This window comes from Tardiphaga sp. 866_E4_N1_4, from assembly GCF_052076075.1.
In the GTDB taxonomy this organism is placed as follows: domain Bacteria; phylum Pseudomonadota; class Alphaproteobacteria; order Rhizobiales; family Xanthobacteraceae; genus Tardiphaga; species Tardiphaga robiniae.
This window is the reverse complement of record NZ_CP197242.1, coordinates 5,436,081-5,455,482: the sequence shown is the minus strand read 5'-3', so window position 1 is coordinate 5,455,482 and position 19,402 is coordinate 5,436,081. Positions and strand designations below refer to the sequence as shown.

The 19,402-nt window shown below is 61.7% G+C and carries 15 protein-coding genes and 1 riboswitch; of the genes, 2 read left to right on the top strand and 13 right to left on the bottom strand.

The genetic code is table 11. The features are described 5' to 3' along the window. Positions 1–21 precede the first annotated feature (21 nt). Positions 22–2,952, bottom strand: a complete 2,931-nt coding sequence (locus tag AB8B20_RS26235) for a ribonucleoside-diphosphate reductase subunit alpha (protein ID WP_439073090.1) — start codon at positions 2,950–2,952, stop codon at positions 22–24. Positions 2,953–3,071: 119 nt separating this feature from the next. Then, positions 3,072–3,286, bottom strand: a riboswitch (cobalamin riboswitch). Positions 3,287–3,475: 189 nt separating this feature from the next. Here AB8B20_RS26235 and AB8B20_RS26230 point away from each other — a divergent pair. Then, positions 3,476–3,661, top strand: coding sequence for a hypothetical protein (locus AB8B20_RS26230; protein WP_139212495.1), 186 nt, complete (start codon positions 3,476–3,478; stop codon positions 3,659–3,661). A 5-nt stretch (positions 3,662–3,666) separates the two neighbouring features. Here AB8B20_RS26230 and AB8B20_RS26225 read toward each other — a convergent pair whose 3' ends face one another. Beyond that, positions 3,667–4,632: a GlxA family transcriptional regulator gene (locus AB8B20_RS26225; RefSeq protein ID WP_439074036.1), complete on the bottom strand. Its 966-nt coding sequence runs from the start codon at positions 4,630–4,632 to the stop codon at positions 3,667–3,669. Positions 4,633–4,798: 166 nt separating this feature from the next. Between AB8B20_RS26225 and AB8B20_RS26220 the strand changes: the two genes are divergently transcribed. Further along, on the top strand, positions 4,799–5,440 hold the full coding sequence (locus AB8B20_RS26220) for an HD domain-containing protein (protein ID WP_439073091.1): 642 nt from the start codon (positions 4,799–4,801) through the stop codon (positions 5,438–5,440). On the opposite strand, the gene AB8B20_RS26215 is transcribed toward AB8B20_RS26220, so the two are convergent. The 11 genes from AB8B20_RS26215 to tolQ form a co-directional block, all read right to left on the bottom strand. Beyond that, positions 5,412–6,608: a glycosyltransferase family 87 protein gene (locus AB8B20_RS26215; protein ID WP_439073092.1), complete on the bottom strand. Its 1,197-nt coding sequence runs from the start codon at positions 6,606–6,608 to the stop codon at positions 5,412–5,414. The two genes, AB8B20_RS26220 and AB8B20_RS26215, sit on opposite strands and share 29 nt — an antisense overlap. Before the next feature lie 165 nt (positions 6,609–6,773). Beyond that, positions 6,774–8,690, bottom strand: a complete 1,917-nt coding sequence (ftsH, locus tag AB8B20_RS26210) for an ATP-dependent zinc metalloprotease FtsH (RefSeq protein WP_089261969.1) — start codon at positions 8,688–8,690, stop codon at positions 6,774–6,776. A gap of 233 nt (positions 8,691–8,923) precedes the next feature. Beyond that, on the bottom strand, positions 8,924–9,955 hold the full coding sequence (tilS, locus tag AB8B20_RS26205) for a tRNA lysidine(34) synthetase TilS (RefSeq protein ID WP_439073093.1): 1,032 nt from the start codon (positions 9,953–9,955) through the stop codon (positions 8,924–8,926). A gap of 47 nt (positions 9,956–10,002) precedes the next feature. Continuing rightward, on the bottom strand, positions 10,003–11,016 hold the full coding sequence (ybgF, locus tag AB8B20_RS26200; RefSeq protein WP_439073094.1) for a tol-pal system protein YbgF: 1,014 nt from the start codon (positions 11,014–11,016) through the stop codon (positions 10,003–10,005). Between the two features lie 164 nt (positions 11,017–11,180). Beyond that, positions 11,181–11,675 (bottom strand): peptidoglycan-associated lipoprotein Pal, encoded by a 495-nt coding sequence (gene pal / locus AB8B20_RS26195; RefSeq protein WP_068733555.1) that lies wholly within the window; start codon positions 11,673–11,675, stop codon positions 11,181–11,183. A gap of 270 nt (positions 11,676–11,945) precedes the next feature. Then, the gene (locus tag AB8B20_RS26190) at positions 11,946–12,686 is read right to left on the bottom strand and encodes an N-acyl amino acid synthase FeeM domain-containing protein (RefSeq protein ID WP_374725695.1); all 741 of its coding nucleotides are present in this window, start codon (positions 12,684–12,686) and stop codon (positions 11,946–11,948) included. A 161-nt stretch (positions 12,687–12,847) separates the two neighbouring features. Continuing rightward, positions 12,848–15,175, bottom strand: coding sequence for a putative bifunctional diguanylate cyclase/phosphodiesterase (locus tag AB8B20_RS26185; protein WP_089261975.1), 2,328 nt, complete (start codon positions 15,173–15,175; stop codon positions 12,848–12,850). A 186-nt stretch (positions 15,176–15,361) separates the two neighbouring features. Then, entirely contained in the window at positions 15,362–16,711 is a 1,350-nt protein-coding gene (gene tolB, locus AB8B20_RS26180; protein ID WP_439073095.1) for a Tol-Pal system beta propeller repeat protein TolB, read from the bottom strand. Positions 16,712–16,755: 44 nt separating this feature from the next. Continuing rightward, the gene (tolA, locus tag AB8B20_RS26175; protein ID WP_439073096.1) at positions 16,756–17,787 is read right to left on the bottom strand and encodes a cell envelope integrity protein TolA; all 1,032 of its coding nucleotides are present in this window, start codon (positions 17,785–17,787) and stop codon (positions 16,756–16,758) included. A 52-nt stretch (positions 17,788–17,839) separates the two neighbouring features. Beyond that, complete coding sequence (locus AB8B20_RS26170) at positions 17,840–18,313, bottom strand: biopolymer transporter ExbD (RefSeq protein WP_093759405.1); 474 nt, start codon at positions 18,311–18,313, stop codon at positions 17,840–17,842. Between the two features lie 37 nt (positions 18,314–18,350). Beyond that, positions 18,351–19,064 (bottom strand): protein TolQ, encoded by a 714-nt coding sequence (gene tolQ / locus AB8B20_RS26165; protein WP_089261977.1) that lies wholly within the window; start codon positions 19,062–19,064, stop codon positions 18,351–18,353. Positions 19,065–19,402: the final 338 nt, after the last annotated feature.

Here is a 19,402-nt window from a genome sequence, read left to right as displayed (position 1 = left end):
GTCAGTGTGTTTGGCGCACCCTTACTGGCACGCCTCGCATTCGGGATTGTCGATCGAGCAGGCCATCGCGACATTCAGCTCCGGCGCCGTGACGGAAGACTGAACGAGGATCGGCGCACCGGCCATCTTCGCCGCAGCGACTGTTGCTGACACAGCATTGAGCTTGCCGTCGGTACCCTTCAGCGTCGATTTCTCCACATGCGTCGCGCTGCGCGAGCGCAGGTAGTAGGTCGTCTTCAATCCCAGCGTCCAGGCCAGGCGATAGAGCTGGTCGAGCTTCTTGCCTGAGGGATTGGCGATATAGAGATTGAGCGACTGCGCCTGATCGATCCACTTCTGACGGCGCGAGGCTGCCTCGATCAGCCACGCGCTGTCGATCTCGAACGAGGTCGCGTAGAGCGCCTTGAGATCGTCGGGTACGCGGTCGATCGATCCGACGCTGCCATCGAAATATTTGAGGTCGGAGACCATCACCTCGTCCCACAGGCCCCTCTTTTTCAGATCGCGCACAAGGAAGGCGTTCACCACCGTGAAATCGCCCGACATGTTCGATTTGACATAGAGGTTTTGATAGGCCGGCTCGATCGACTGCGCGACTCCGCAGATATTGGAGATCGTCGCTGTCGGCGCAATCGCCATCACGTTGGAATTGCGCATGCCGGTGGACTTCACGCGGTCACGCAGGCCGTTCCAGTCGAGCGTGGTGGAACGATCCATCTGCACGCCGCCGCGTGCCTCCGCAAGGATCTCGATGGAGTCGATCGGCAGGATGCCGCGGCTCCACAGCGACCCCTCAAAGGACGGATAGCGGCCGCGCTCGGCGGCGAGATCCACCGATGCCGAGATCGAATGGAAGGCAATCGCTTCCATGCTGGTGTCGGCAAAGGTCACCGCCGCATCCGACGCCATCGCGATACCCTGCACCTGTAGCGCATCCTGAAAGCCCATCAAGCCCAAACCCACCGGACGATGCTTGAGGTTCGAGCGGCGCGCTTCCGGGATGGTGTAGAAATTGATGTCGATGACATTGTCGAGCATCCGCATCGCCGTGGTCACAGTGCGCTTGAGCTGCGCATGATCGAGGCCGTCTTTGCCGATGTGGTTCAGCAGGTTGACCGAGCCGAGATTGCAGACCGCCACTTCGTCGTCCGACGTGTTCAGCGTGATCTCCGTGCAGAGATTCGATGAATGGATCACGCCGGCATGCTGCTGCGGCGAGCGCAGGTTGCAGGGATCCTTGAAGGTGATCCAGGGATGGCCGGTCTCGAACACCATGGTCAGCATGCGGCGCCACAGGTCGGTCGCGCGCACTTTCTTGAACACGCGGATCTCGCCTCGCGCAGCCTTCTCCTCATAGGCCGCATAGCGCTCGGCAAACGGCTTGCCATAGAGATCGTGCAGCTCAGGCGTTTCGTCCGGCGAGAACAGCGTCCATTCGCCATCGGCTTCGACGCGCTGCATGAACAGATCCGGCACCCAGTTGGCGGTGTTCATGTCATGGGTGCGGCGGCGGTCGTCGCCGGTATTCTTGCGGAGATCGAGGAATTCCTCGATGTCGATGTGCCAGGTCTCGAGATAGGCGCAGACCGCGCCCTTGCGCTTGCCGCCCTGATTGACGGCGATGGCCGTGTCGTTGGCGACCTTCAGGAACGGCACCACGCCCTGGCTCTCGCCATTGGTGCCCTTGATGTGCGCGCCGAGACCGCGCACGCGAGTCCAGTCATTGCCGAGACCACCGGAATATTTCGCCAGCAGTGCATTGTCCTTCACCGACTTGAAGATGCCGTCGAGATCGTCGGCCACCGTGGTGAGGAAGCACGACGACAGCTGCGGCCGCTGCGTACCCGAATTGAACAACGTCGGCGTCGAGGCCATGAAGTCGAACGACGACAACAGATTGTAGAATTCGATGGCGCGGACTTCGCGGTCGATCTCGCGCAGCGCGAGGCCCATGGCAACGCGCATGAAGAAGGCCTGCGGCAGTTCGATGCGATTGCCCTGCACATGCAGGAAGTAGCGGTCATAGAGCGTCTGCAATCCCAGGAACTGGAACTGAAGGTCCCCTTCCGGCTTCAGCGCGGCAGCGATTCGCTTGAGATCGAAGCGCGCGAGTTCGGGATCGAGCAGCTCGGCTGCAATGCCAGTCTTGATATAGGCGCCGAAATATTCGGCGTAGCGCGTGGTCATGTCAGCCTGCGACGCGTGGGTCGGGCTGCCATGAACGAAGGACAGGACTTCCGTGCGCAGTTTGTCGAGCAGCAGGCGGGCGCTGACAAAGGTGTAGTTCGGCTCCTGCTCCACCAGCGTGCGCGCGGCCATGATACCAGCCAGTGCCAGCTCATCCAGCGTGATGCCGTCATAGAGATTGCGGCGGGTTTCCTCGAGCACCGGGGCGGCATCGACGCCGTCAAGGCCGGCGCAGGCCTCGTTGACGATCAGCGCGAGACGGGCCGAATCGAGCGGGGCGCGCGTGCCGTTGGCGAGCGTGACATGCAGCACCGGTGCGGTGGAGACGAGCGCCGGCTTCGCCGCCAGTTCCTCCGCGCGGGTGCGAGCGCGCTCCTCGCGATACAGCACATAGGCGCGGGCCACCTTGTGGTGCTCGCTACGCATCAGCGCCAGTTCGACCTGATCCTGGACGTCCTCGATATGGAAGGTGCGGCCTTCACCGACGCGGCGCGTCAGTGCGGCCACGACTTCGCCGGTCAGTTGTTCCACCGCCTCATGGACGCGGCGCGAGGCCGCTGCCGTGTGGCCCTCGACGGCCAGAAACGCCTTGGTCATGGCCACGGAAATCTTGCTGCCGTCGAAGGGCGACACGGTGCCGTTGCGCCGGATGATCTGCATCGAGGGTTCGCGCGCGGGCGCAGCAAGCGTTTCCGGCGACAGTTGAATCAGCGGCGCATGAGCCGCATCGCGGCCGTTGGACGAGACGGAAGATGAAGTAGGCATCGGCAAGACCCCGTGTGATGCATCAAGCAATGGGGGCTGGGGCCGAAAGGACGCTGCAAAATACACGGCGGAGATCCGCCGGCATTGCCTGCAAGCGACCGCTGGGACACCCCGCCCATGGACGTTCTGGTGTCGCGGCAGGTCTCCTGGCTCGCAGGTCAATGTCTGTTTCAGCCTTCCCGATGCTTGCGCATCAGTGACTTCAATCGAAACAGACTCACTGCTTACAGTTGCGGGGGCAGCGCCGGAATATGACGCAAAACAGCGTCTTTACCGGCTTCCCTCTTAGCCACCAAGTCTTGCGACTAGGCGGACCGTGACATCTACATTTGGTGTGACCCGCGGTGAAGTGTCAAGCGAGCATTGGCGCCGAACGCAACAAATTCGGTAGGGCTGTTGGTTCAGTGGACAACCGCTTGCGTGGCTGAAACCGCGGGATCGTTGGCGGTTTCTGCACGATGCGATTCGTTGTCCGAAAGGACCGTGAGGCGCAGAAGAGCCACATCAATCGATGGAGGATGCCATGCGGAACCTGGCAACGAGCACTGAGAGAACCGAGTTCAACGCTTTCGTGGGGCACGCAGGCGCGGTCACGGCGTTCGAGACGACGGAGCAGATCGCCCGCCTTCGCCTCGACGACATGCTCAACGACGCGTTGATGGACAGCTTTCCTGCGAGCGATCCGATTTCTTCGTTGCAACTCGCCTGAGCGGATCAGACCGCGCGAAAGCTGGCCCGATACTGGCTGGGCGTCAGGCCAAGCCGCCGCACGAAGACCTGACGCATATGTTCGGCGGTGGTGAAACCGGATTCATAAGCCACCACCTTCAGCGGCAGATCGCTGCCTTCGAGGCGGTTGCGTGCCGTGTCGATCCGGGCGCCCTCCACAAAATCTGCCGGCGTCATTTTGGTCTCGAGCTTGAACACCCGCGCGAAGGTGCGCGCGCTCATGCCCGCCACATCGGCCAATTCATCCACGCTGTGTGCGTCACGCAGATGCGCCATCACATGGGCATGGACTCGCGCGATCGGCGAGTCCGGCTCGGCCGGCGGTACCAGATACGGACTGAATTGCGACTGGCCACCCTGGCGCTGCGCCACCACGACCAGACGCTTGGCCACAGCCAACGCAACGTCCGCACCATGATCTTCCTGGACCAGCGCGAGACCCAGATCGATGCCTGCGGTGACGCCGGCTGACGTCACCAGCGCACCGTCACGACTGTAGATGCGATCGAACTCCACATGCGCTTTGGGAAAACGCAGCGCCAATAGCGGCGCGTTCTGCCAGTGCGTCGTCACCGTCTTGTCGTCAAGCAAGCCTGCATGGCCGAGCGCGAATGCCCCGGTGCAGACCGAGCCATAACGCTCCGCATGGAGCGCCGCATTGGCCAGCCACTCTGTAAGCTGCGGATCCGCCTCTGCCGTCGGCAGCCCAGGCCCGCCGGCCACCAGAACCAGATCCCAGGGTTTGTTCGCATCACTGAACGCCAGATCGGCAGATATCCGCAGGCCGTTCGATGCACGCAGCGGCGCGCAGTCTGCAGCGACAAGTGTAATGTCGTAGCCGTCGCCCGGTGCAACGAAGCCATTGGCCTCCATGAACACATCAAGCGGACCGGCTACGTCCAGCGACTGGACGCCCGGAAAGATCGCAAGAGCAACGGTCTTCATGGTGATGCTTCATTCCGACGGCGAGGACAGGCCCAAGTCATTCTGAATAGATAGTCGTCTTGCGGCAGGAAATCACGGGCGAATGGCAGCTTTGCAGGGCGCGGCGCGATTGCGAGGACACCGCCCGCCGGCGACAACGGATGCATCACAACACCCCCGCAAGGAGCATCTCATGAGCAAGACCATTGCCGGCATCAAAGTCCCTGACAGCGCCCTCGCCCGCCAGGTCGATCAGCTGGTGCGCGATACCGAAAGCGATCTTCTGTATCATCATTCCAATCGGGTTTTCCTGTTCGGCGCGCTCGCCGGGCAACGCAAGGGTCTCAAGGTCGATTCCGAATTGCTCTATGTTGGCGCGATGTTTCACGACATGGGCCTGCAGGCGCCCTATGCGAGCAAGGAGGAGCGCTTCGAAGTCGATGGCGCAAATGCTGCCGCAGACTTTCTGCGCAGCCACAGGATCGATGAGCGCGACATCGACGATGTCTGGGACGCCATCGCGCTTCACACGACACCGGGCATTCCCAAGCACAAGCGGCCCGTGGTGGCGCTCGTCACGGCCGGTGTTGAGATGGATGTATTGGGTCTGGAGTATGATGCCTTCACCGCCCATCAGCGCCACGAAGTGTGCGTCTGCCATCCGCGTGGCCATGACTTCAAGAACGGGATCATCGATGCGTTCGCCGCGGGGACGATCCACAAGCCGGACACGACCTTTGGCAACGTGAAGGCTGACGTGCTCGACCTCCGCGACCCCACCTACAAGCGCGCGAATTTCTGCAGCATCATCCTGAACTCGGCGTGGAGCGAATAGACTCCCGCACGCGCATGGCGATCAACGCTGCCACCAGCAGCGTTGCGCCAAAGCCCGTGGGAGCGCCGAGAAATGGATAGGCGATCAGCAGCGCAGCAGCGAGGCCGAGCACCGGCAGTTCGTGACGGCGAAAGCCTTCCGCGAGACCGATACGGGCGATGAAGCCGATGGCAATCGCAAGTACCATCACATCGTACAGGAAAAGGTAGGGCGTCGTGAGCAAGGCGCCGACGGCCAGCGCAGCGGCTTTCAGCTCATAACGCACGCTGCTGCGCCACAACGGCACCAGCACCGCTACGACGGCACCAATCATGATCCACTGAAACGTCCAGGCCAGCAGCTCGCTACCGTCGAAATAGCGCACCAGTGCGAAGATGCTCTGCATCTTGCCCCATGGCGCGCGGCCTTCGGTGAGGAAGGCCTGCGAGAACATCGGCATCCAGTGGATAAAAGCTTGCCAGCTCTCGGTGCCGAAAGCGAGCCACGACACCGCGGCCAGCAGCACGGTGGTGATACCTGCGCTGACAAACGCCTTCCATTGTGACGCCGCGATCAGCATCAGCGGAAACAGGAAACCATATTGCGGCTTGTAGCTGAGCAGGCCCAGACAGATTCCCGACAGGATCGGCCGCATCGGCAGCAGCACCAGCATGCCGCCGATCAGCGCTGCGGTCAGAAATCCATTCTGCCCGACAAGGCCGTTGGTCATCACCACTGGAAAAGCCGCAGCCAATAAAAGGCCAAAGGGACGACCGACGATCGCACGCATCGCCGCCAGATACGGCACGAAGCTGACCGCAGCCCAGCCGGCAAAGGCCACGGCATAAGGCAGCTTTGCGAGCAGTGCCGCGATGAACAGGAACGGCGGCGGATAGTGCCAGGCGAAATTGCCGGGATAGCTCTGACCGAGAACAGCGATCTGGACCTTTTTCTGGATGTCCCAGTCATAGGCCCAGGCCGGATGACCATCGAGCACCAATCGCCCGGCAGACCACACATTGACGAAATCGGTGGGCGAGCCGAGGCCGTCTTCATAGATCCAGCCGCGACCGTAGAAAGTCGGGAAGAAGGCGAGATGCAACATCGCCAGGATGATGCAGACAATCAGCAGCGCCCGCGGAATTGGGCCACGCTCGGGTGTCGAAGTCATGGTGAGCGGCGCTGGCATAGGTTCCCCAATGCGCATCAAGGGCGCCGGGCGACAGTGCCGAGGGAAGTTTGAGGAAGGTTTAAGTGGGACGTGGTCCCCAGATCGGGCCTCGCTCCATTTGCGCTACAGATAACAAAAAACGCGGCCTTTCGGCCGCGTTTTGCATGTTTGCGTGTGACGACTTTACGCCTGCGGCTGCGGCTCCAGGCCACCGTCCGGACGCGGGCGCGGCTTGCCAGCGGGCGGCACAGCCGAGGTGCGCGGGCCCGACGGCTCCAGCACCGACTCGCGGTTCGGCTTCTTGCCATTCAGCAAATCCGTGATCTCGTCGCCCGAGAGGGTTTCGAATTCGAGCAAGCCCTTGGCCAGCGTTTCAAGATCATCGCGCTTCTCGGTGAGAATCTTGGTGGCCTCGTCATAGCCTTCCGCGACAAGACGCTTCACTTCAGAGTCGATCTTCTGCGCGGTCGATTCAGAGACCGCCTGGGTGCGGTTCATCTGCATGCCGAGGAAGACCTCGTCGTTGTTCTCGCCATACGACACCGTACCGAGTTCTTCCGACAGGCCCCAGCGCGTGACCATCATGCGAGCCAAGCGCGTGGCCTGCTCGATATCGGAGGACGCACCCGAGGTGACCTTGTTGCGGCCGAAGATCAATTCTTCAGCAACGCGGCCGCCCATCATGATGGCGAGGCGCGAGGTCATCTGCTCCAGGGACATCGACATCTTGTCGCGCTCCGGTAGCTGCATGACCATGCCGAGCGCACGGCCGCGCGGAATGATAGTCGCCTTGTGGATCGGGTCGGTGGCGATGACGTTGAGGCCGACGATGGCGTGACCGCCTTCGTGATAGGCCGTCAGCATCTTCTCTTCCTCGGACATCACCAGCGACTTGCGCTCGGCGCCCATCATCACCTTGTCCTTAGCCTCTTCGAACTCGCTCTGCGTCACCATGCGCTTGTTACGGCGCGCGGCGGTCAGGGCGGCCTCGTTGACGAGGTTCATCAGGTCCGCGCCGGAGAAACCGGGCGTGCCGCGGGCAATGGTCTTGAGGTTGATATCCGGGGCCAGCGGCACCTTGCGGACATGGACCTTGAGGATCTGCTCGCGACCGACAACGTCCGGATTCGGTACCACGACCTGACGGTCGAAACGGCCCGGACGCAACAGCGCGGGATCCAGCACGTCAGGACGGTTGGTGGCGGCGATCAGGATCACGCCTTCATTGGCTTCGAAACCGTCCATCTCGACCAGCAACTGATTGAGGGTCTGTTCGCGCTCGTCATTGCCGCCGCCGAGACCGGCGCCACGATGACGACCGACGGCGTCGATTTCGTCGATGAAGATGATGCAGGGCGCGTTCTTCTTGGCCTGCTCGAACATGTCACGCACACGGGATGCGCCGACGCCGACGAACATTTCGACGAAGTCCGAACCCGAAATGGTGAAGAACGGCACATTGGCTTCGCCCGCGACCGCACGCGCGATCAGCGTCTTACCGGTGCCGGGAGGGCCGACCAGCAGCACGCCGCGCGGGATACGTCCGCCGAGGCGCTGATACTTGCCGGGGTCGCGCAGGAATTCGACGATTTCCTGAAGATCCTGCTTGGCTTCGTCGACGCCGGCGACGTCTTCGAAGGTGACGCGGCCGTGCGCTTCCGTCAGCATCTTGGCGCGCGACTTGCCGAAGCCCATCGCCTTGCCGGCGCCGCCCTGCATCTGGCGCGACAGAAAGATCCACACGCCGATCAGCGCGATGAACGGCAGCCATGAGACGAGCAGCGACACGAACCACGGCACGTTGTCGCCCGGAGCCTTCGCGGTGATCGAGACCTTGGCGTCATACAGACGCTTGATCAGGGTCGGGTCGCTCGGGGCATAGGTCTGGAAGCTGGAGCCGTTGGTGAAGGTGCCGTGAATTTCAGGCCCCTGGATTACGACATCGCGGACGTGATTTTGATCAACTTCGGTGAGGAGCTGCGAGAACGAAATGTCCTGCGAGGCGGTGCGCTGACCAGGATTCTGGAAAAGCGTGAACAGCGCCAGCAGCAACAAAACGATAATGACCCAGAGGGCAAAATTGCGCAGGTTCGCGTTCATCGATCTTCCTTCGTCGCCGCGCGAAATCGCGGCCTTATTCCCTTGTGAGTCGCCACAAGGGTTCACCCTGGGTCGGTCGGATACAATCTAGGTGCGACCGAGGGCGCTGCCAAGGGAACTGGGATGGACTATTTAACGCATCTACGCGCATTTCCGGTTCAAATAATGGCAGTGCTGACAGGGTTTTCCCACGGTGGTTAAGGTACTGTGGGGCCACAGGTAGCTCTTTGCACTCAATCGGCGCGGCGACGCCTCAGCGGCGCCGGAACGATTCTCAGGCGGTCCTGCGTCAGCGTGATCATGGCACCGGCGAGCGTCTGCTTCAGCAGAGTACCTTTCCCGCCCGATCGCGTGGCCTGAGCCATGGCGAATACCAGCGTTTCGACCTTACCGAGCTCGGCCGGCCCTTCGTGCCCGACCTGATCGATCATCCGCAGCAACAATCGAACGCGAATTTCCTCAGCCAGCCCCGCAAATGCTCCCGCATCGATGGCTTCGGGCACCCTGCCCGGGCTGTGCAGTGCCAGAAACCGCTCTGCCCCGTCGACCATCAGTTCCAGCGCAGCATCGGCACGCCGGAGCCGCGTCGCCAGCCGGGCGAGGTTGCGCGAATCGAAGCCCTCGGACGCCAGCGCCGGCATCAGCGCCCGCAGCCGCGGGCGGGTGTAGCTTGGGTCGGAATTACTGGGATCGGTCGCGAAGTCGATTTTCGCTTTGGTCAGCGTAGTAACAAGCTGCGCCTTCGCGATGTGCAAAAAGGGACGCGCGAGCTGGATGCCGTCACGCTCGGTCAGCCGCGCCATGCCCGCGAGGCCGGCAATGCCGCTGCCGCGCGCCATCCGCATGAGGAGGGTCTCAGCCTGGTCGTCACGGGTGTGCGCCGTGAGCACATGGGAGGCGCCGGCACTACGCGCGGCCTTGGCGAGCAACAGATAGCGCGCTTCGCGGGCCGCGGCAGGCAGTCCGGTTTTCGGCTTGGCGCCAGTCCAGCGAAGAGTGCGGTGAGGAATATCGAGAGATGCCGCGAGTCGCTTCACGTCGCGGGCCTCGCGGGCCGCTTCAGGTCGTAAACCATGGTCGATGGTCACGGCAATAAGGTCGGGGCCGCGTTTGAGCGCACGCCGCCAACGCGCGGCGAGCCACATCAGGGCGACGGAATCAGGACCACCGGACACGGCCAGGACCAATGCTGGCGCGGACGCCCAGTCAGCGAATAGCTGTTTCGCCATCTGGGCCGAAATCGGCGACTGGTCGTCGTCGGACATGCGCGTCAGAACCGGTTGCGACCCGGCTGATTGTCCGGGTCGATCACCTAGCACTTAACGCGTTTTTGCTCGCGGTCCACGCCCTGTTTCACGCCGGCCGAGGCACGGGGATATTTCCGTGTCACTTCACCGAAGGCGGCACAGGCGGCTTCCTTTTCCTTCAGCGCGGCCAGCGACTGGCCAAGCCGCAGCAACGCATCGGGCGCCTTGGCGGAGGTGTCGTATTTCGTGGTCACGCCGAGGAATACTTCGGCGGCATCGCGATATTTCTGGCGCTGGAAGAAGCTCTCGCCGAGCCAATACTGCGAATCCGCAATCATTGGATCACCAGGATATTTCTGGGCGAAGTTGCGCATGGTCTCTTCGGCCAGCGCGTAATCACGACGCTGCATATAGCCGATGCCGAGATCGAACTCGTCCTTCGGGGTCGCGCCCGGCGGTAAGGTCGTCAGTGCTGGCGCTGTTCCGCCCGGGGCGGTATTGCCCAGCGGGAGCGGCTCGCCGACCCCACGGCCGCCCTGTGCACCGACCGGCGCGTTTGCGGGCATCGGCTGCTGCCCACCACCCAGCGCGCGCGGCACGCCCGGCGCATTGGGGTTCGCATTGGGATCGAACGCATCGTTACGACGGCCAGCGCGAGGAGCCGGCGCGGGATCCTGAGCAATTGGTGCAGGTGCCGCGATCTGCGGCTGTTGCTGATTGTAGCCCGGCAGCTGCACGGGAGCCTGCTGCATCGGCGGCTGCTGGACCGGCGCGGCAGCGACATTGGGACGGCCTCCTGCGCCCGCTGGGGCGCCGCCGGCCTGCAACTGCCGGAGCTGATCCTCAAGCTGCCGATTGCGGAACTGCAGTTCTTCATTCTGGCCGGTGAGCTGCCGCAGTTGGTTCTGCAACCGCTCGATCTGCAAGCCCTGGTCGGCATCGTCGTCGCCCGATTGCTGGCCGTAGCCCTGCTGACGGGGAGCCGGCTGACCAAACAACTGCGCGGATACGGGCGATGCCGTCACGAGCAGGACAGACAATAACGCAGCGCCGGCGAGCGAATGAAATCTGGATGACATTTGAGCCTGAAAATGACCGGTTTCGCGCCCCATCGGCGCGCATCACGATGAGGATTTCACTACGCCAAAAATGTGACTTTCGACAGCGACAAAGGCGCCTGCCCCAAACAAAAACGGCGCCTGCCCCGGGGGCAGACGCCGTTTTGTTTGATATCAGACGTCGCTTACGCGCCCGCGTTCAGCACGGTGACCGCACGGCGGTTCTGCGACCAGCACGAGATGTCGTTACACACCGCGACCGGACGTTCCTTGCCGTAAGAGATGGTGCGCATCCGGCTGGCATCGATGCCGCGCGAAGCCAGGAAGGTGCGAACCGACTGGGCACGGCGAGCGCCGAGGGCAATGTTGTATTCGCGGGTGCCGCGCTCGTCCGCATGACCTTCGATGGTGAAGGAGTAGCGGTTGTACTGCTGCAGCCACTGCGCCTGCTTGTCCAGGGTCGCGATCGCCTGCGGCGACAGTTCGGTCTGATCGCTCTCGAAGAACACGCGATCGCCGACATTGACGACGAAGTCCTGCTGGCTGCCCGGCGTGGCGGCATTGGCCATCGCGCCATCGGCACCCAAACCATTCTTGTTGGCGCAGGCGCCCATCGACAGCGCCACGGCCAGCACTGCAGCCAGTTTTAATCCCTGGAGGATACGCATCTGATGCTTCATTCCCGGAGCCTCCACGCTCACGCTTTACCCAACTGTCATTCGGTCTACAGGGCGTTGGTTAAGCGAACGTTCCGTCAACCTTGATGAGGTGTTGCCAAAACCGATCAAAAGCCACAGGCCGCGAAAAAGCAACGACGTGGTTAATGGTTGGCAAATGTGGCGCGACGGTGAAGGTTCTGAGAAAGCAGCTGGTTTTAGGCAGAATCCCGCTGCGGGACTGCCGGGATAGTCAGCAATGACCGGCGACCGGACTGTCGCCCCCCTTCACCCTCAGGTGCGGGGCAACACCGCGGCCTGGGCGATATGGAACTCGGATGAATGGAGATCCGGCGCCAGGGGTTCGCTCTTGCGCTCAAACAAGGCCCGCTGCTCGAAAAGACTGGAGCGGAAATGCGGGTAGCGCATGAAAATGCGTTCGCGCACCGCGGCGTAGTCGGCCGCCATCAGGCATAGCGGCTTGGTCAGCGTCGGATAAGGCCGTGGCTCGCACATCGGCGTCTGCAGGAAAACCTTGCGATAGAACGCACGGTGCTCGGCGCGCACGGTCGCCGTCCCGATATCAGCCTTGAAATAGCCGCAGGCGACATAGCCCAGCCGAACCGTCATATAGGGCAGTTCAGGAAACTTGGTACGGTTGTTCGGGTCGGCCACGAAGCGGTTCGGGTCGACGATGATCTTCCCCTTGTCCAGCTCGGGACGCAGCAAGTCCCCGAATGCATCGACGGCGGGCGTTTCCGGATTATCCGGCGTCGCCACGCTGACGCGCAGCGAACTGGCGAGCTCGCCATCAACGAATATCCCGAAAGTCCATGAATTCGGCAAATCATCGAAACGGTCGGCGAGACGGCGATCCGCGCGAGGCTCGATAGCCCCCTCATGGAGATAGGCTCTATAGCGCAGGCTATAGATCGCCTCTTTCTCAGCTTCGGTTTCGGCAAGACGGTAGTCAACCCGGTCGAGAATATCGCTGCGCTTCGAAGCTTCAGTCGCTTGATCGGCCGAAGCCATCATTCCGTCTCCTACGCACCAACGCCATGACTACGCGAGTAAGGAAAGGTTAAAGCTTTCTTAAAAGTTGTCAAAGGTTCTGCCACAATGTGGTTAACCCTTTTGACCTATTCGGCGCGCGAAACGAATGGAAATGGAAATTCGAGAGTGTGGCCCGCGGCTGGTCAGGCCGGTGCGCGCGTGGCCTCGACATTGGCGCCGGGCTCGATCACGCGACGTCCGTGGGATGCGTCCAGGAGCTGCCTGATCCGGGTCGCAGGCACCGGGCGGCTGAACAGATAACCCTGGGCCTCGCTGATCGTGCCGTCGGCACTGATCAGCTCAAGTTGCTCGTTGGTCTCGATGCCTTCGACGACGACCGTCATTCCCAGATCGGCACTGAGGCGCGCGACGCCGCGCAGCAGCGTCAACGGACGGTCCGTATCGATCCCTTCGAGGAATGAGCGATCGATCTTCACCTTCTGCAGCGGGAAATTGTGCAGATAGCTCAGGCTCGAATAGCCGGTACCGAAATCGTCGAGCGAAATCCGGCAACCTGCTGCGTGAAGCTGCGCGAGGGCATCGTGGGTCCACTGCGTATTACGCAGCAGCGACGATTCGGTGATCTCGATCTCGAGACGACGCGCCGGCAGCCCGGACACATCGAGGGCGTAGCGTACCTCGCTCAACACATCGCGCTGATGAAACTGCTGCGACGAGAAGTTGACGGCGACGCTGACCGCGTCCGGCCACTTCATGCATTCGATACAGGCCTTGCGCAAAATCCAGCGGCCAAGATCGACGATCAGGCCCATGTCTTCTGCGACGGGAATGATATCGACCGGCGAAACAGTGCCGCGGACAGGATGATTCCAGCGCAGCAGCGCTTCGCAGGTCGAGATGCGTCCCGACTTCAGATTGACCAGTGGCTGGTAGTAAATCTCGAATTCTTCATTGGCGAGCGCCTGGCGCAGATCCAGTTCGAGCACGCGGCGCGCCTCGACCGTCTGGGCCATCTCGTCGCGGAAGAAGCAGAAGGTGCCACGGCCGGAGGCCTTCGCACGATACAACGCCATATCGGCGTTCTTCAAAAGGTTGTCGGCGCTGACGTCGGGTTCCGTCAAGGCGATGCCGACGCTGGCGCCGATCTCGACCTGATGATTGTCGACCTCGTAGCGCTCACTGAGCCGTTCGACGATGCGACGCGCCAGATCGGCTGCATCATGATTTGTCTTGATGGCACGTTGGAACACGACAAATTCGTCACCGCCGAAACGAGCCACGAAGTCATCCGCGCGCAACATTTCGCGCAGCCGATCGGCGACCATGCACAACAGCTGATCACCGCATGGATGACCAAGCGTATCGTTGACCTGCTTGAACTGATCGAGATCGACGAACAGCAGGGCCGACAGCGTGGATTGGTCCGAGCTCTTCAGCATGCGGCCGATTTCGTTCCGGAAACTGACCCGGTTCGGCAGCCCCGTCAATTCGTCGAAACGCGCCATGTGGCTGATACGCGCTTCGGAATTGCGGCGCTCGGTAATATCTTCAAGCAGAACGACCGTGCCGCCGCCGACCATCGGCTGAAACTTCCACGACAATGCACGTTCACTCTCGTGGGCGTGATCAAGGGTCGTGATTTCGGCTGCCTTCGAGCTTTCAATCTCGGTGATGATGGTCATCGCGCTGGCCGATGACACTGTCCCTGCATTGACGCAGAGCGAGACGACTTCGCGAGCAGTCACGCCGCGCTGCACGAGATCCTCTGAAATCTCCATCATCGCGGTAAAGCGATTGTTGAGCACCGCCAACCGACCATCGGCGCCGAACATGCACAGGCCGTTGGGCATATTGTTCAGCGCCGTATCGAACTGGCCGGCGATGGAGCCGACCCGCTCGGTGGCCAGCAGCGCTTTGACGTAGACGTCATGCAGACGAAGCGTGATCCGGCGCAGGCCGACAAAGAACAGGACGTTCAGAAACGCAAAGCCGATATAGTAGAAGTCACCGTGGATAATCAGCGCCAGGGCCATCGGACCGCATGCCAGCAGCACCTGCAACTGCGCGATCTTCGGACGGCCATAGGTCCGGCCGGCGCCGGCCGCGATATAAGCGACGGTCACTGCCGTACCCAGCATATGCGCGACCGGATCATCGCTGCCGAGCAGAACGACCCAGCACCACAGGCCCAACGCGGCTGCATAGAGCGAGCCGCCAACCATGTAATTGAATTCCCAGCGGATCGCCTCGTCGGGCGTCAGCGCGGTCTCGCGCTTTTCATAGCGGCTAAGCTGAAGGGCCCGCAAAGCGCCAATGACGATGATCAGGGCGGCGCATGGCCACAGCAAAGGGTTGCCGGTCTTCACCGCAGTCATGACTGCGCCTGTCCCGGCGCAGACCGCACCGGCCAGCATCGGAATCGGGTTTTCGAACAAGGAATCGACGAGCGCCGTGTAGATCGACGGCGACATCGATTTGCTGTTCGTCCGGTTGTGGTCGGCGAGCTGCATCGGGCGTAAATGCGTCCTGTTCAGGCGCACATTGGTACCGGGTCCTGATGAAGTCTTTCTGAGGGAACATCGTTAGCGAACTGTTTACGCATTCGCATAAACAGCAAATCTGCTCGTGATTTCAGCGCGGTGGGCAAAGTTTGCCGGGAATAGCCGGTAATCCGCCCGTCGCCGCCAATCGTTTGTTTACGATAGCAACGGCGACCAGGCCGGGTCGGACGCGAAGCCAGGCGTCGGGACCTTGAGCTCGTTACGGCCGGACACGTCGACCGTAAACAGCGACGGCCCTCCTCCCATATCGCGGAAGAACATGATCACGCGGCCATTGGGCGCGAAGGTCGGACCCTCATTATGATAGCCGGACGTCAGCAGCCGTTCGCCGGAGCCATCGGGCTTCATGATGCCGATCGAGAACTGCCCGCCGCCCTGCTTGGTGAAGGCGATATAGTCGCCGCGCGGCGACCAGACCGGGGTCGAATAGCTGCCTTCGCCGAACGAGATGCGCTGGGCACCGCCGCCGGTTGCCGCCATCGTATAGATCTGCGGCTTGCCGCCGCGATCCGATTCGAAGCAGATCTTCGAGCCATCCGGAGAATATGACGGCGAGGTGTCGATTGCCGGCGTGTCGGTGAGTCGCGTCGTCGATTTCGACCGCAGGTCCATGACGAACAGGTTGGAATTGCCGCCCTGCTGCAGGCTCATGATGACACGCTGGCCATCCGGCGAGAAACGCGGCGAGAACGACATGCCCGGGAAGTTGCCGACAACCTCGCGCTGGCCTGTCTCGATGTTGAAGAGATAGACCTTGGGATCACCCTGACCGAATTCCATATAGGTGATCTCTTGCGTCGACGGCGAGAACCGCGGCGTCAGCACCAGATCCGCCCCGCGCGTCAGGTAACGCACATTGGCACCGTCCTGATCCATCAGCGCCAGTCGCTTGACGCGGCGCTCCTTGGAGCCCGTTTCGTCAACGAAGACCACGCGGCTATCGAAATAGCCCTTCTCGCCGGTCAGGCGCTCGTAGATCTGGTCGGAAATGATATGGGCGATACGACGCCAGTATTCCGGCGAGGTGAAATATTGCTGGCCTGCCAATTGCTGACCGGTGGCGATGTCCCACAGACGAAATTCGGCTTTCAGGCGACCATCGCCCTGACGGGTCATGCGGCCGGTGACGAGCGCCTGTGCATTCACGGTCTTCCAGTTCACGAAGTTCGGCGGCGCGTCGATGTTGACGGCCTTCTCGACGAAGGCGGCCGGATCGATCGGCGCGAACAGGCCGCTGCGCTTGAGATTGTTAGTGATCACCTGCGAAACGCCGACGCTGACTTCGTTGTCGGCGCCGGTGCCGGCATTGAAATTCGGAATCGCGATCTGCATGGGCGCAACGTCACCGCCGGTGATCGTCACGCGGGCTTGACCGAAAGCGGCGCGTTGACCGCCGATGATCAAACCGGCCGACGCGGCGCCGGCAATGAACTGGCGGCGGCTGGGCCGCAGCAGCGACCCTTCGAGTTCATTTTTAAAAATCATTTGTACCGGGCTTTTCATGTTGCGGTCTTCGTTGCAGCGCGAAGTCACGTTATTTTTTCAGTGAAATAAGGATTGAACGACTTCCATTCGTCGAACATCTGCGGCGGCAGCTTGTAGGGCTGGCAATCGATGATCGCACGCAGACCGCTCTCCTGATAGACCCGTTGATAAGGCGTGGTCGGCCGTCCGATCGCCACCGGAGTCGCCTCCAGCGTGCCGTCCTTCTTCAGTGCGATGCTGAACTCCGCTTCGACCTGCTGGGCTTCGATGCCGCCATACGGCTTCTTCCAGCAGCGATCCACCTGCTGCTTGAACATGGCGCCCCAGGTGGCGACGTTGCTGCCGGCTTTGCCTTTTGACGTGCCGAGCGCCTCGTTCGGATTAAGGTCCGAGCCCGTCATCGAATTGCGGGTCGGATCGCGCTTGTCGATCAGTGCTGCGATTTTCGACTGGTCAAACACACGCTCAGCCTTCTTGGTCTCTTCGGCCTTGGCTTTTGCTTCAGCCTTGGCTTTTGCTTCGGCGTCAGCCTTGGCTTTGGCCTCAGCCTTCGCTTTGGCTTCGGCTTTCGCCTTGGCCTGCGCTTCGGCTTTTGCCTTGGCTTCCGCCTGCGCCTTGGCGTCAGCTTCCGCTTTCGCTTCAGCTTCCGCCTTGGCGTCGGCGACTGCCGCGGCTTTCGCCTCCGCCTTGGCCTTGGCATCGGCCGCGGCTTTGGCTGCGGCTTCGGCTTTTGCGGCTGCCTCCGCCTTTGCTGCTTCGGCAGCGGCCTTTTCGTCGGTCTTGGGCTGTTCCTTCGGCGCCGTCTCGGTGATCACCGGCGGCTTCTTGTCGTCAATCTTGCCGACAGTGTCTTCGGCCGGTGGCTTGGCCTCGGCGATCTTCTCCACCTTCGGCTTCGTCGTTTCCTTCTTGCCAGTCTTCTGCCCGGCCATGGCCTGGCTTTCAACGCTGATATCGACGCCGACGGAATCCTCCGGCATCACTTCCAATGCCTTGGAAGAAAACGTGAGAAGTCCCCACCCGATCACGATGACGTGCAGGGCTACCGATGCGATGAGTGTCTTGTCGACCTTCACGATCAGATTTCCAATCCTGCTCCTGCCCAGATCAACCGGCTGTTCCACGAGCTTACGTCCCCTGCTCCGGCAGGATCACGATATTGGCCTTGAATCCGGCAGAGCGAACAGTGCCGAGCAATTTCATCATGTCCGTGTAACAGACGTCCTTGTCACCACGGAGAAACACGGTGTTGTCTGTTTCCGAACGCGTCGCCCGGATCGCCTTGATCTTGGCGTCGAGCTCACTCACCGGCACGAGGGCGTCGCCGACATACATTTCGACCGCCGAATTACAGCCGCCGCCGGTGCGCTTCACCGACACGGTGAGCGGCGGAGCATTCTGCGATATCGACTTGCCGCCGCTCGCGATCGGCAGGTCGATATCGATGGTCGAGGTCATCAGCGGCGCCGACACCATGAAGATGATCATCAACACGAGCATGACGTCGACCATCGGGGTGACGTTGATCTCGGCCATGACGGCAGCACGCCGGCGCCCGCGCCGACCTCCGCCACCACCGCCCGAGCCCATATTCATCCCCATGACAGGGTGCTCACTTCAAGGTTCAATTCGTCACCCATCAGACGCGCTCGTCGATCTGGCGCGACAGGATCGCTGAAAATTCGTCGGCAAACCCCTCCAGGCGCTGGGCCTGTTTGTTCACTTCTGACGTGAATTTGTTGTAGAAAATAGTCGCCGGGATGGCGGCGATAAGGCCGATGGCCGTGGCGAACAGCGCTTCGGCGATACCAGGCGCGACCACGGCGAGCGATGTGTTCTTGGACGCCGCAATCGCCTGGAAGCTCGACATGATGCCCCAGACGGTGCCGAACAGGCCAACGAAGGGGCCGGCCGAACCGACCGTTGCCAGCACCAGAAGCCGGCGCTCGAGCCGCTCGACCTCGCGGGCGATGGAGACGTTCATCACCTTGTCGATGCGCATCTGCAGACCGGTGAAGGAGCGCGCCTGGCTTTCGAAAGACCGCTTCCACTCGCGCATCGCCGCGACGAAACACGCCGCCATCGACTGCGTCGGCTTGGCGGAGAGCGCGCGGTACAGATCCTCGATGGACTCGCCGGACCAGAAGGCCTGCTCGAACCGGTCCATCGCGCGGCGTGTGCGCGCATACAGGAACATCTTGTCGATCGCGATCGCCCAAACCCACACCGAACAGCCCAGCAGTCCCAGCATGACCGCTTTCACGATCCAGTGGGCCTGCAGGAACAGCGCGATCAGCGAAACGTCGGATGAAGCCAGCGGCAGGGCTGACTGCGCCACATCGGCCGGATTCATGAACGGTATCCTCTCAACGCAAAAATCCTCAATTTGCCAGCGACTTGCTCATCGCTGGTGCCGCGGCCACGCATCGCGCGCGGCGCGGAACGCCAGTGCAATGTTCTTGTTGTGTCGCATGGAGGGCTTGTCCGAAGCCGAGCCCTAAATTCCCTGCCAACATGTCAAAACAAGGGCTTGCACGCGTTTCTGCGGCTTTTACCAGACGCCAGTCATGGTTAATGCGGAGTTACCAAAGCGTGTTTTGGCCGAGAAATGAAGCGGTATTCGCTTGTTCGTGAAGGGCTCGTGACAAAGCAAAACCGCCCGCCTGAATGATCAGACGGGCGGCGATGTCG

Bases quoted from the DNA above. Each gene is read 5' to 3' on its own strand.
- AB8B20_RS26185 (WP_089261975.1), bottom strand. From the start codon at position 15,175: ATGCAGCTCGCCGACCACAACCGGACGAACAGCAAATCGATGTCGCCG.
- tolB (WP_439073095.1), bottom strand. From the start codon at position 16,711: ATGATTTTTAAAAATGAACTCGAAGGGTCGCTGCTGCGGCCCAGCCGC.
- AB8B20_RS26230 (WP_139212495.1), top strand. From the start codon at position 3,476: ATGCGGAACCTGGCAACGAGCACTGAGAGAACCGAGTTCAACGCTTTC.
- ftsH (WP_089261969.1), bottom strand. From the start codon at position 8,690: ATGAACGCGAACCTGCGCAATTTTGCCCTCTGGGTCATTATCGTTTTG.
- AB8B20_RS26235 (WP_439073090.1), bottom strand. From the start codon at position 2,952: ATGCCTACTTCATCTTCCGTCTCGTCCAACGGCCGCGATGCGGCTCAT.
- tilS (WP_439073093.1), bottom strand. From the start codon at position 9,955: ATGTCCGACGACGACCAGTCGCCGATTTCGGCCCAGATGGCGAAACAG.
- AB8B20_RS26215 (WP_439073092.1), bottom strand. From the start codon at position 6,608: ATGCCAGCGCCGCTCACCATGACTTCGACACCCGAGCGTGGCCCAATT.
- pal (WP_068733555.1), bottom strand. From the start codon at position 11,675: ATGAAGCATCAGATGCGTATCCTCCAGGGATTAAAACTGGCTGCAGTG.
- AB8B20_RS26190 (WP_374725695.1), bottom strand. From the start codon at position 12,686: ATGATGGCTTCGGCCGATCAAGCGACTGAAGCTTCGAAGCGCAGCGAT.
- AB8B20_RS26220 (WP_439073091.1), top strand. From the start codon at position 4,799: ATGAGCAAGACCATTGCCGGCATCAAAGTCCCTGACAGCGCCCTCGCC.
- AB8B20_RS26170 (WP_093759405.1), bottom strand. From the start codon at position 18,313: ATGGGGATGAATATGGGCTCGGGCGGTGGTGGCGGAGGTCGGCGCGGG.
- ybgF (WP_439073094.1), bottom strand. From the start codon at position 11,016: ATGTCATCCAGATTTCATTCGCTCGCCGGCGCTGCGTTATTGTCTGTC.
- tolQ (WP_089261977.1), bottom strand. From the start codon at position 19,064: ATGAATCCGGCCGATGTGGCGCAGTCAGCCCTGCCGCTGGCTTCATCC.